We start from the raw sequence: 12,973 nt of genomic DNA on the forward strand, positions 1-12,973 counted from the left end.
GCAATTTTTAATGTGCGTTTGCGACAGGGTATAGTATCTTGAGACTATAAATATTATCTCTGCATCAAGATATAACATTCTTGACATAATATGTCCAACCTTGAATCTAATCAAAGGACCATTATCGCCATGCCATTACAAAGTAACAAGGTATTATCTGCACAAATGCAACAAGCAGCAGAAAGTTACTGGTTAAGATTAATCGACCTCTGGCCTGAGGCTTTATCACTTACCGATAGTCAGCAATCTGAAATCAAAACTATTTTCAGTTTAAGTGATTATATTGCTGAGCAACTTAATCGTCATCCTGAATGGATCCCAGAGCTTTTTAATGGTTTGCTTGACGAAGTTGTTCGAGCTGACTTCGATAAAGAACTGCATCAAATATTGACCGATTTAACAACCGAAGACCAAGTGAAGTCGGCATTGCGGCAATATCGTAATAAACAAATGGTGCGTTTGGCTTGGCGAGACTTTGCTAATTATTCAAAACTAGAAGACTCGTTAGTTGATTTATCTTCACTGGCAGAAGCGCTGGTGATTGCGGCGCGAGATTGGCTTTACCTGGATTTATGTAAGCAATTGGGAACACCTTCAGATGCAGAAGGTAAACCACAGCCTTTATTAATTTTAGGTATGGGTAAGTTAGGTGGCCGAGAGCTGAATTTTTCTTCTGATATTGATTTGATTTTTACCTTTCCCGAACATGGTGAAACCATCGGTGGGCGTCGTGCTATTGCCAACCAACAGTTTTTTATTCGCATGGGGCAAAAGCTCGTTAATTTGTTAGATCAAGTCACCGTCGATGGATTTGTGTTTCGTGTCGATATGCGTTTACGTCCTTATGGTGAAAGTGGGCCTTTAGTGGTGAGCTTTGCAGGCCTTGAAGATTATTACCAAGAACAAGGCCGGGATTGGGAACGTTATGCTATGGTTAAAGCGCGTGTTTTAGGACCATGGACTGGCTATTGTGATGAATTACACGATTTATTACGCCCATTTGTTTATCGTCGTTACATCGATTTTTCTGCTATTGAATCCCTTCGAAAAATGAAACAGATGATTGCCCAAGAAGTGCGACGTCGTCAGTTAACCGACAACATTAAGCTAGGGGCGGGAGGGATCCGTGAAGTGGAATTCGTGGTGCAAAGCTTCCAGTTAATTCGTGGTGGACGGGAACCAGCATTGCGTCAGCAAAGTTTATTCGGGGCGATTGATATTTTATATAGCTTGGGGCAACTAGAGTATTTGGCGGTTGATGAGCTGAAGCATTCTTATATTTTGTTACGCCGTGTGGAAAACCTACTGCAGGCCATTGATGATAAGCAAACCCAAACCTTACCGAACAATCCATTAGATTGGCAACGTTTGTGTTACAGCATGAATTTAACCAACGAAACCGATTTACGGACACACATCGAAGCGGCAATGGCCAAAATTCATCGTCATTTTAATGCGACAGTCGGTGGCAGTGATTCACACGAACACAACGACCATTGGACAAGCTTGTTTTGGAATATCCAACAAGATGACCATGCCGACTCCTTATTACAGGAACAACAAATTGAAGATCCTGAGTTATGGCCGCTGCTCAGCGATTGGCGTAATACGGTTTCTAAACGCTCAATTGGGCCAAGAGGCCGAGAAACGCTAGACCGTTTAATGCCAAAGTTGCTTGAAGAATTGATGGCGCAAACCAAACCGAGCGCGGCATTTAAACCAGTTTCTAATGTGTTAGATAAAATTTTAACCCGCACCACGTATTTAGAGTTACTGTGTGAAAATCCAGGTGCGCGTCAACAATTAGTTAGTTTATGTTGTGCAAGTCCTTGGATTGCAAAAGAGCTTGCTAACTTCCCAATGCTATTAGATGAGCTGATTGACCCAGCGCAGTTATACGATATTACCTCGATTGATGATTATCCCAGCGAGCTTCGCCAGTATCTGTTACGTGTACCGGAAGATGACATGGAACAGCAAATGGAAGCCTTACGTCAATTTAAACTATCGCAGCAATTAAAAATTGCCGCAGCTGACGTCACTGGGGTGTTACCTGTCATGCAGGTGAGTGATCACTTAACCTTTTTAGCAGAGGCCATTATTGAACAGGTTGTGCTGCATGCTTGGCATCAAGTTGCAGCACGGCACGGAGTACCGCCTGGCACTAACCAGAATGAAATGGGTTTTGCGGTAATTGGTTATGGTAAGTTAGGCGGTATTGAGCTGGGTTATGGCTCTGATTTAGACCTGGTTTTCTTACATAGTAATAACAGTGTAGGTAGTACAGATGGCGACCGTCCGATCGACAGCAGCCATTTTTACTTAAAACTGGCTCAACGAATAGTGCACTTATTTGCCACTCGAACAACCTCGGGTGAATTATATGAAGTCGATATGCGTTTACGTCCTTCTGGTGCCTCGGGGTTATTAGTCAGTGAAATTGAGCGTTTTGGTGAATATCAAAATCAAGAGGCATGGACATGGGAGCATCAAGCCTTAGTTCGATCTCGTTTTGTGTTTGGCGATAATGACTTAGCCCATCGCTTTAGCCTGTTACGTGCTCAAGTGTTGCAAAATTCACGTGATAAAAATGAACTGGCGACCGCTGTGCGTGAGATGCGTATTAAAATGCGCGATCATTTACTACAATCAAGTGAAGGTATGTTCAATCTAAAGCAAAGTCCAGGTGGCATTGCCGATATTGAGTTTATTGCCCAGTTTATGGTGTTAGCATATTCCCATGAATATCAAGAACTCACGGTATGGTCTGACAATGTGCGTATTTTTGAGGTGTTAGCTGATTTAGAGTTGATGCCTGTTATGCAAGCGCAACATTTAACTCAAACCTATTGTTGGCTTCGCGATAAAAATCATGAGCTAACGCTACAACAAATGAGTGGTCAGCTTGAAAATGCAATCGTGGCAGAAAAAACCGATACTGTGATTGAAATTTATCGTCAAATACTTGAAATGCAATATTAATTTTTAAATCGATTTGATTAAACTGTTCAATACTGCTTAAGTTTATAGTGTATTTTTATAAGGTGAATGATTGAATGTTATGTGCACCAATACCAGAAAATGAGCATACTCGGCTAGAAACATTACGTGGGTTAAATGTGCTTGATACGGTTGCAGAAGAACGCTTTGATCGCATTACCCGTCTTGCGAAGCGTTTGTTTGGTGTGTCGATATGCTTAGTTAGTTTGGTAGATGAAGATCGACAATGGTTTAAATCAGTGCAGGGCATTGAAGCTGAACAAACGGGTCGAGATATTTCGTTTTGTGGTCATGCGATTATGCATCATGACGTTTTTGTTGTGGAAGATACCTTTAAAGACGAGCGTTTTGTTGACAATCCATTAGTGACCGAGTCGCCTCATATTCGTTTTTATGCGGGGTATCCACTGACAATGCCAAACAAAGTGTGTATTGGTACCTTGTGTTTAATTGATGATAAACCGCGTGAGTTTTCACAAGATGATTGTCATGCTTTAGAAGATTTAGGTCATTTAGTTGAAGATGAAATTGTGGCGATTCAACAAATGACATTAGATGCCTTGACGGCGATTTCAAACCGTAGAGGTTTTGAAATGTTAGCCAGTCAGGTTCTTGCCAATGGTGATCGACAAGGCATTAACACCAGCTTGTTGTTTTTCGATTTAGATCATTTTAAACAAATTAACGATGAATTTGGCCATGCTGAAGGCGATAAAGCGCTGCAGCAATTTGCAGGGCTATTGTTAGACGGTTTTAGAGAGTCAGATGTTATTGCTCGCTTTGCTGGAGATGAGTTTATCGTATTGTTAAGTCATGAAGCTGAGCTTAATTTGGATGCGGTATTGAAGCGGTTTGACGCCTTGGTTAATTCCCATAATCAACAAAGTGATTCGCCCTATAACCTGGTTTACAGCACAGGTGTTGCTCATCGAGTTTATAATAGTTCAGTGTCTTTAAATGAATATCTGGCTCAAGCAGATAAAGCGATGTTTGCGATTAAAGCGTTGCATCATAAGTAAACTTATCTAAGGTATTTGATTGGTTATTTTTGCTGTAATGGCTCATTAAGATAAAAAACAGATTAACCAAACGTTAATCTGTTTTTTATGGACGATAATGAAAGGGATTAATTTAGTGCCAGTTTTTCAATCCAAATTTGGTATAGAGGTAAGCCGATAAGCACGTTAACCGGAAAGGTTATCCCTAATGATGCCAGCATTGCCAAACCAATATTAGCATCAGGAATTGCTGCTTTAATCGCTGCTGGCGCGGCAATATACGAAGCACTGGCGCTTAATCCTGCTAAGACTAAAATACTGCCAGAAGGCAAATCAAGCATAAAGCCTAATCCTATACCTACCCAGGCTAATACAAAGGGAGCAACAGCAGCAAATGCTAACAAACGCCATTGCTTATAAGGTAATGGGAAGCATACTTTTGCCGTGCTAATGCCCATTTCTAACAGGAATAGTGCTAACAGTGTTTTAAATCCCCCCATTAGGATTGGGGTTAATGGCGCCATGCCTTCGGTGCCATACAACCAACCGATAACCACACCACCACACAGTAATACCACTCCGCGACTGGTGAGCGCTTCATGCAACACACTGCCATGGGAAGCGGTCGCTAATTGAGGATTGTTTTTCGCTTCTAAGTGACGATGTAGCCATAACATAATAATAATGGCGGGTAATTCTAATAACACTAAGTAAAGTGTGGTTTCTGGACGTAAGGGTAAACCGGAATAATCGACCATAGCGAGCACAACGGCGAACGTCCCCGCACTTACTGAACCATAGTGAGCTGCAATACTGATGGCTTCTTTTTGCTCTAGTCGAATCACTTTACGTAAAATGGGATATAAGGTGAGTGGAATAATAAAACCCAATGCAATAATTGCGATTAACTCACTGATTTGTAATGTATGTGTTTCACCGTGTAATGCCATGCCGCCCTTTAAGCCTAAGGTTAACATTAACAAAATGGTGAGGGTTTCATAGGTAGCTTTAGGGACTTTTAGATCTGATTTGATCAATCCGGCAAGCAAGCCTAAGGCAAAGAAAGCAATAACAATATCAGGCATAGTGATTTAAGCTCTCGTAATGAAAAACGTGTAATTGCATAATTTTGTGGGCTGATTGTGCCTTGTTATCGTATTCGATAGCAATGCTTTTAATGGGGTTACATCCTAAAATTTCTGTAACAATTTTCATCTAAAAACCTTATGTTATAAGGGGATTTCAATCCCAGCTAAATTTAGACGTGTGATAAACACATTGGATTAAAGAGACTGCAATGAAAAATGAAATCGATATTCACAGAGCATTACGTGTATTTAATAAAGTGGCCACTTTAGGCGAAAAACAGTCCGATAATATCCAATCGGTTTATCGTTTATGTGGTCTAAATGCGTTAACTGATTTTGATGGTTATACCATTAGCTTGAGTGATGCTCAGGTGAGGTTAGATATTTTCTTTCATAATAAATATAAGTTTGATTACCCAAATAATGAGGCGCTAGAAAATTTTTTGGCCCGTTTTACTGATGTTGAAAAATACAGTCAAAATTAGTTGGCTAGCCAACGTTTCATTTCAATTAAACGGCTGTAGGTTCTTTTAAACTCAAAGGATAATGCCCCATTTTGATAGAGGCTTTCTAGCGGGTGGGCTGAGTGAATGATAAGACAGACTTTTTGATCGTATAACTCATCGACTAAACTAATAAAACGTCGGGTAGGATCATCCTGAATCGAATATGCCAATTGCCTTTCTCCTGTAACGGTGGCTATTGCACCATCTTCGGTGCCCCTTGCTTTAATCCAGGAACGAATTTCCCCTCCTAAGGTTGGCACATGGCTGAGTAAAATAGCCTTAAATTTTCCCGCAAGTTCAATATAGTCTAAAGCACTTCTCGGCCCATCGCACAGAGCGTTAAATTCAAACCAGGCTAATTTGCCCATTGCTGCCCTAATAGGAATTAACCGCTGACAAATTGAAATATGGTCTGATTGCAAAGCATTGCAACTGGCTGAGATAAATCGGCACTCATGTTGAAGCAAGGCGTAAATTTCTTCTGGTGTTTGAATCGAGGGCAAAGTAAACAACATTGAAGGAGCTGTTAAGCTAGCAGGGCGATTTAATGATTTATTAGGTGCTGTTAATCTATGATCAATGCGGCCATTAAGATGAATTTCTTGCGTGTATTGTTTTAATAGCCCAATAGTGGGCATAAAGCGGTCTCGTTGCAGTCCTCCTTTATATAAATTATTAATCGGAATATTTGATGTAGCAACTAACACTACCCCTTCTGCAAATAAGGTGTCGAAGAGTCGGGCTAGCAAAATAGCATCGCCAATGTCGGTAACAAAAAACTCATCGAAGCAAATCAGCCGATATTGTTTGGCAATATCTTTAGCAATATAGGTAAGTGGTTCTCTTATGCCATATGTTTGATTAAGGCGTTGATGCACCATAGCCATAAATCGGTGAAAGTGCAGTCTCAGTTTTGGGGTATTTACCATGCTGTGATAAAACAAATCCATCAGAAACGTTTTTCCTCTGCCGACATCTCCCCAAAGATAAAGCCCCTTAATATGAGTCGCAATCTCGGCTGAATGTAATTGTTGAAAAAGCGCATCAAGTGCTTGTAGCGCTTCTGTTTGCGCTTCATCAGGCGACACGTTTATCTGGGTTAATGCTTGGTATTGAGCAAGAGGGGAAAGTGTCATAAGGTTATTTTAAAGGACTATTACAGCCAGTATACCTGATCAGTGTCATATCATCATGGGTCGCGTTTATGATGGGATTGATGTAAATTTGCAACATAGTGATAACCCGCAAAGGATAGATTAATGAATAATAAGGGTAAGGGGATAACCTACATTGGCGCTGAAATGACACTTAATGGTGAAATAGATATTAAGGGCCCCGCGTTAATTGCTGGTAACATCACAGGTACAGTGCGCTCAAGCGATCAAATTAAAATTGAGCTTGGTGGCGAGATTGATGGCGAAGTTTTTTGCCAAGAGCTTCGTGTTAGCGGCACACTAAAAGGCAAACTATTTTGCAATAAGTTGATTATTGTGAGCACTGGCGTAGTAGAGGCGGATGTGTCAAGTCATGATATGGAAATTTATGATGGTGGCCAGTTTATTGGTATGCGTACCACAGGCCCCGAAGCCAGTATATTACCTTTACCTACCCACGCTGTAGCGAGTGATGAAGTTGAGCAATCTTTCAGTCTCTCATCCCCAAGTGATGAAGTGACTGATACTCCAAAAAGTGTGTTACCTCAGCCTGCAAAAAATATTGCAACTGCTGACGATACAATCCAGCCGAATAACAAACCACATAAAGCATTATTGAGTGTCTGCGCCCTTATCTTGATGACTGTTGGACTATGGCAGGTGGGAGGATTGGATTTCTTGACCTCACCCAAAACTGTGAGTAACGAGCCCGCTTTGTTTACCCAACCTTCACCACCCGTTGCAAGTGTGACGGAGCGAAATGCCGCCAAGTTGTTAAAGGATGTGCAAGATGAGCACTCTTTTATAGAACAACGTGAAGAGCTGGTTAATGCTGGTTTAGCTGATCCTGATGTAGCGATGGAAGATTTAGATGCAATGGCGGCATCCAATGCATTAATGGCCGACGATAATGAGGCAGCTAAAGATGCGATAGACACTCAGCCAGCAAATAAAAGACTTGATAAAGAGATTGTTAAAACTCAACAAGTGGCAACTAAACCTAATATCAAGCAGTAGCTTTTAGGTTAAGCTTTTTACTGTGATGTTTAGGTTAATGCATAGGGTGGTTGGGAAAATTTTAGCCATTATGATTGTTAAACTCTGCATCATTGTGTTGTCTTTATTGCTCTGAATCGTTTGAAAGTTGTCTGAGGTTAGAACCAAGAGAGTTTATGCGTAAAACAGATAAAAAAATTGATAACCAGCTAATAAACCAATTAAACGAGGTTTGTCAGTTTGCATTAGATGAGTTTAATGGCTTTGTATGGCTCACTCACCAGGTTAACTTTGCACAGTTTCCTAAAAGTTTACGCATAATCTGTGTGTTTGAGACTCGTGATAACCTTAAGCAATTTATCATGGCACAAAGCCAGCAAGTGCTTGGTCAGTTAATTGTAAAAAAGTTACTCGACATCAATGTCGTAATTAAAGAACAGCAGATTGTGTACGACAGTGAGCAAAGTTGTCAGCAAGATCATAATGGCAACTGGGCGCAAAGATTGGCTAGTCGGGTGATATAAATCAATAAGAGCGCGACATTACTGCCGATAACTCCTCAGTATTTCTCTGTTATCACTATCCGTTCAATTTTGTGCTGTTCATACAAACTAAAACGGCTTACATAGTAATGTAAGCCGTTTTTATGTTGAGTCATTAAGCTTATGGATTGATACGTGTTGGGATACCCGTACGTTGCTCAAGTAGGCGCTTTAATACAAACGAATCTGTTTCTGGATGTGCAATAAAGCGTGTGGTTTCTTTATTGAACGTTAAGGCCACTGGCTCTTTCGATTCGAACTCATTTTGTGTTTTAGATAGTGGTTGGTGAACTTCTAAATAACGATTCCCATCAGGCTCTTCAGTAAATTTAACCGGTTGATTAATAAATTCAACACGAGTGCCAATTGGCACCGTGTTAAACAAATGCTCAATATCTTCATGGCGCAAACGTACGCATCCCTGGCTGACACGAAGACCAATACCAAAGGTGGCGTTAGTGCCGTGGATTGCAAATAAGTTGCCAATATAAAGAGCATGTAAACCCATTGGGTTATCAGGTCCTGCTGGCCATACTGCGGGTAGCGTTATACCTTGCGCTTCATAAATCTTTCGGGTTGTTGCTGTGGGGGTCCAAGTAGGATTGGCGCGTTTACGTTGTACGCTTGTCACCCAGTTTTCTGGCGTGTCTCTACCAATTTGGCCAATACCAATAGGTAATACTTCAACAGTATTCGTGCCTTTAGGAAAGTAATACAGACGCATTTCAGCAACGTTAATGATAATACCTTCATGTTTTGTATTAGGTAAAATTAACTGATGCGGTATCACCAAGGTGCTGCCTGGGGTGGGTAAAAATGGATCCACACCAGGGTTTGCTTCTAATACATTGGTTAACCCTAATTGAAATTCAGCGGCAATTTCTTCCAGTGTCAATTTACCTTCAGGCACAACGTAGTATTGGTTTTCGCCTACGAGCAAACTACCTTTAGCGGGTAAGCGATATTCCAAAGCAAAGCTGTTAAAGCTTAAAAGCGTTGCTGTTGTGGCCAAAATAACAGATTTTAAAAGGGTTAACATAGTGCTTTGGTGTTCCTATTTTATAGGGGGAAATTAGTGATAAGCGAATGCTTTTTAATTGGGCGCATCGTCACTTATTCAGGTCAAAATATCAACCCATTTTTGTTTTCCTTGCTGACTATTTAATGAATAGTCGATGCAATTGAATTTTATGATAACGATATCCCTGACCCAGCGATACTAATCGTATAGCGAAGGGCCATTTTCTTCTGGACGGGTTTTAAAGCGTCTATGAAGCCACATATATTGAGGACGATTTTTGTTAATAATTTGTTCAATAATTTGATTGCCGCGAAGGGCATCTTCAAGCTCGTTTTCGCCAGGGAAATTATCCAATGGCGGCATAATTTCAATATTATAGCCTTTGTCACCTGCGCTTCTTTCAACGACAAAAGGCAGTACATTGGCTTTGCCCAGTTTGGCTAACGAAGTTGCGCCAGTAATGGTTGCGGCATCAGGGACGGCAAAAAAGGGAATAAATACCGCACTGGAGCGGCCAAAATCTTGATCTGCCGTGTACCAAACTACATCAGGTGTTCGCAGGCTACGGATCATTTGTCGCACATCACGTTTCGGCACAAGTCCTTTGTTTGAGCGTAAACGCCCTTTAACCTGTAAGTATTCCATAACGGGATTATTGTGTGGACGATAAACCCCAATAGCTGGTCGGTATTGGCCAAGAATACGCGCTCCCATTTCTAATGGTAAACAATGTACGGCAAATAAAATCACGCCTTTACCCGCAAGCAAACTGTTTTCAATATGTTGCTCGCCTTTCATGGTCATGTGAGCCTGAACTTTTTTGTCTGACCACCACCAAGCATTCGCGGAATCAAATATGGCTTTACCCGTTTCTTCAAAATTACGTTTTAATAATGCTTGTTGTTGATCTTCAGGCATATCAGGAAAGCATAAGCTGATATTACGTTTGGCTGTATGGGTGCGACTGCCCGCAAGCACCATCGCAAACCGTCCAATCCCAGCACCGAGTTTCATTTGGACTGATAAAGGCAGCACTTGAGTGATTCGCATCATTAAGACGCCGAACCAAAGTAACCAATACTTAGGGTGATACAGATTAGAGGTGAATTCGGCTTTTTCGACCACAAAGGACTCGTTTATTGATTAAAATTTTTCATATTCTAACTCATTTTTATCGAAAAATTAGGTACAATCGGGGTAATTTTTTACAACAAACAGTGATTACGCTATGAAGGTTTCTCTTCCTGCTTTTGAAAACGCCCGTGTTTTAGTGCTCGGTGATGTGATGCTAGACCGTTATTGGGTTGGCCCAACGGGGCGTATTTCGCCCGAAGCACCGGTTCCTGTTGTAAAAATTAACCAAATTGAAGACCGCCCAGGTGGTGCTGCTAACGTGGCATTAAACGTTGCCACACTTGGGGGCCAAGTAAAATTAGCTGGCTTAGTGGGTAAAGATGAAACCGCAGATGCGCTAACCTTAGGCGTTAGAACCTTAGGGGTTGAGCCTCAATGGTTGGCGGTTGAAGGTAAGCCGACTATCACTAAACTAAGAGTATTATCACGCAATCAACAATTAATCAGGCTCGACTTTGAAGAGCCTTTTGAAGCGTGTTATAGCCAAAGCTTATTCGACCAAACCGAAGCTTTATTAGATGACGTAGATGTTCTAGTGTTATCGGATTATGCCAAAGGGGCAATTTCACAACCTCAAGCGTTTATTGCTAAAGCCCGAGCAAAAGGCGTAAGTGTTTTAGTTGATCCTAAAGGCAGTGATTTTGAACGTTATCGTGGTGCTTCATTGATCACCCCTAACATGAGTGAGTTTGAAGCTGTCGTGGGTACCGTCACCTGCGAAGACGATTTAATCGCTAAAGCTAAAGGCTTGTTAACCGCCCATGATTTTGATGCCATTTTAGTGACTCGTTCAGAAAAAGGCATGACATTAATTACTTTGAATGAGCCTGAATTACACATTCCTACGGTTGCCCGTGAAGTTCACGACGTAACAGGGGCGGGTGATACGGTGATTTCTGCGTTAGCGACTTCTATTGCTGCAGGCGCAAGCTTAGCGCAAGCCTGTGCGATTGCGAATACCGCAGCGGGTATTGTTGTGGGTAAATTGGGAACCTCTACAGTAAGCCGAATTGAATTGATTAATGCGCTTAAAATTAATCAGGGCGAATCTGGTTTTGGGGTGATGAGCGAAGATCAATTAGCTTATGCAATGGATCAAGCGCGCTTACGCGGTGAGAAGATAGTCATGACCAACGGCTGCTTTGATATTTTACATGCAGGGCATGTGAGCTATTTACAGCAAGCGCGCGCGCTGGGCGATCGCTTAATTGTCGCTGTGAATGATGACGCTTCAGTGAAACGCTTAAAAGGCAATGGTCGTCCGGTTAATCCTGTTGATCGCCGCATGGCAGTATTGGCCGGGCTAGCATCTGTTGACTGGGTCGTGCCATTTAGCGAAGACACGCCACAACGCGTGATAGCACGATTACTACCAGATTCTCTTGTTAAAGGTGGTGATTACAAGGTCGAAGAGATTGCCGGAGGTGCAGAAGTGATCGCTAATGGTGGTCAAGTTGAAGTACTTGGTTTTGAAGATGGCGTGTCTACAACCGCGATTATTCAAAATATTATGGCAAATAAGTAATTTGCATCTATTGATGCGAGCAATACTTCCCTTCAATTCGCTAGTTGGATTGCAGGAAAAAGTGAGCCGAATTATTGCATTGTGCAGCGGCTCATTTTGTATTGGCTTGTTATCCTTAAATGTTTGTGCACAATCGCTTGAAGAGCCCATTAACCGTCAAGCGCCAAAGTTACTATCAGAAGCTACCGATTGGGTAGAGGTTCTCGACAAGCAAGCCTTAGTTTGTCAGCTAGTGAACCTAGAATCCTGTCTGCAAAAGCTGCCTTTATCTTTACAACATCAAGCAGCATTATCAGCGGTGAATGTCCGTCAAGCAATGGGATTAAAAAGTGCCATGGTGCTTGTAGTGGAACATGCATCAATTGCTGGGGTTATCATAGTTCAAGCTGAGCGTGAGCCTAAGTCGCAAACGGGGTCATTAGGACTCAATACCTACGGCATTGAATTAGTTAATCAAGCGCAATTGAGTCTCTGGCATGAAATTGGGCACTTACACAATGTTGGATTGCAAGGTAAGGCTTTACCGTTAATCTTGAGTGATTATCAACATGAATGGTTGGCCGATGTGTATTTGTTTTGGCGTTTAGGACAAATTAAGCAACTCAATTTGGCTTGGCAACAATTACATCGTCGCAATCTTGCTGTTATCCACGATAGTGATAATTTGTCGCATTGGAGCGCACCACAATTACAGTTTCTCTTGCAACAATATGAGTTACCAACTGCGACTCAGTATGTGGATTTTATTATCGAGGTTTATCCGCTACTCCCCAATTTCTCTGACCGAGATATGGCGGAATTTTCAAGCTTAATTCAACGAACTTTTGGTGCAGGAGTTGTTCAACCTTTACCTAACTATATGTTCTGGCGACAACCCAGTTTGGCTGCCATTTTACATCCTACCTTAAATTATTTGATGGGCGAAACCGCGGCCCAAAAATGGCTTAGTCAACATTTTATCCCCAACCATAACTTGTAAGCGCTTTCATCGTTTTTTGTCTTTTTTACT

Annotated in this window: 11 protein-coding genes; 7 read left to right on the top strand and 4 right to left on the bottom strand. The window is 41.6% G+C overall.

Annotation, left to right across the window (positions count from 1 at the left end):
• Positions 1-129: 129 nt before the first annotated feature.
• On the top strand, positions 130-2,982 hold the full coding sequence (gene glnE, locus ORI98_RS04295; protein WP_306134379.1) for a bifunctional [glutamate--ammonia ligase]-adenylyl-L-tyrosine phosphorylase/[glutamate--ammonia-ligase] adenylyltransferase: 2,853 nt from the start codon (positions 130-132) through the stop codon (positions 2,980-2,982).
• Positions 2,983-3,056: 74 nt separating this feature from the next.
• Entirely contained in the window at positions 3,057-4,019 is a 963-nt protein-coding gene (locus tag ORI98_RS04300; RefSeq protein ID WP_306134380.1) for a sensor domain-containing diguanylate cyclase, read from the top strand.
• Between the two features lie 107 nt (positions 4,020-4,126).
• Here ORI98_RS04300 and ORI98_RS04305 read toward each other — a convergent pair whose 3' ends face one another.
• The gene (locus tag ORI98_RS04305; RefSeq protein WP_261297115.1) at positions 4,127-5,083 is read right to left on the bottom strand and encodes a sodium-dependent bicarbonate transport family permease; all 957 of its coding nucleotides are present in this window, start codon (positions 5,081-5,083) and stop codon (positions 4,127-4,129) included.
• A gap of 212 nt (positions 5,084-5,295) precedes the next feature.
• Here ORI98_RS04305 and ORI98_RS04310 point away from each other — a divergent pair, with 212 nt between their 5' ends.
• Positions 5,296-5,571 carry a DUF3081 family protein gene (locus ORI98_RS04310; protein WP_306134381.1) on the top strand — a complete coding sequence of 92 codons (276 nt, stop codon included), beginning with the start codon at positions 5,296-5,298 and terminating at the stop codon, positions 5,569-5,571.
• On the opposite strand, the gene zapE is transcribed toward ORI98_RS04310, so the two are convergent.
• Complete coding sequence (gene zapE / locus ORI98_RS04315) at positions 5,568-6,728, bottom strand: cell division protein ZapE (protein WP_261297113.1); 1,161 nt, start codon at positions 6,726-6,728, stop codon at positions 5,568-5,570. The genes ORI98_RS04310 and zapE overlap by 4 nt on opposite strands.
• Before the next feature lie 123 nt (positions 6,729-6,851).
• Between zapE and ORI98_RS04320 the strand changes: the two genes are divergently transcribed.
• Both ORI98_RS04320 and ORI98_RS04325 read left to right on the top strand, forming a co-directional pair.
• Positions 6,852-7,763, top strand: coding sequence for a polymer-forming cytoskeletal protein (locus tag ORI98_RS04320; RefSeq protein ID WP_306134382.1), 912 nt, complete (start codon positions 6,852-6,854; stop codon positions 7,761-7,763).
• Positions 7,764-7,918: 155 nt separating this feature from the next.
• Complete coding sequence (locus tag ORI98_RS04325; protein WP_261297111.1) at positions 7,919-8,266, top strand: Fis family transcriptional regulator; 348 nt, start codon at positions 7,919-7,921, stop codon at positions 8,264-8,266.
• 139 nt (positions 8,267-8,405) lie between these two features.
• Here the strand turns inward: ORI98_RS04325 and ORI98_RS04330 are convergent, their stop codons facing one another.
• Positions 8,406-9,323 carry a L,D-transpeptidase family protein gene (locus ORI98_RS04330; RefSeq protein WP_261297110.1) on the bottom strand — a complete coding sequence of 306 codons (918 nt, stop codon included), beginning with the start codon at positions 9,321-9,323 and terminating at the stop codon, positions 8,406-8,408.
• 180 nt (positions 9,324-9,503) lie between these two features.
• Positions 9,504-10,430, bottom strand: a complete 927-nt coding sequence (gene lpxL / locus ORI98_RS04335; protein ID WP_261297109.1) for an LpxL/LpxP family Kdo(2)-lipid IV(A) lauroyl/palmitoleoyl acyltransferase — start codon at positions 10,428-10,430, stop codon at positions 9,504-9,506.
• A 103-nt stretch (positions 10,431-10,533) separates the two neighbouring features.
• On the opposite strand from lpxL, the gene hldE reads away from it, so the two are divergent.
• On the top strand, positions 10,534-11,964 hold the full coding sequence (gene hldE / locus ORI98_RS04340; protein WP_306134383.1) for a bifunctional D-glycero-beta-D-manno-heptose-7-phosphate kinase/D-glycero-beta-D-manno-heptose 1-phosphate adenylyltransferase HldE: 1,431 nt from the start codon (positions 10,534-10,536) through the stop codon (positions 11,962-11,964).
• A gap of 61 nt (positions 11,965-12,025) precedes the next feature.
• On the top strand, positions 12,026-12,943 hold the full coding sequence (locus ORI98_RS04345; RefSeq protein ID WP_306134384.1) for a hypothetical protein: 918 nt from the start codon (positions 12,026-12,028) through the stop codon (positions 12,941-12,943).
• The last annotated feature ends 30 nt before the right edge of the window (positions 12,944-12,973 follow it).

This window comes from Shewanella sp. ULN5 (genome assembly GCF_030731885.1).
GTDB classification, from domain to species: domain Bacteria; phylum Pseudomonadota; class Gammaproteobacteria; order Enterobacterales; family Shewanellaceae; genus Shewanella; species Shewanella holmiensis.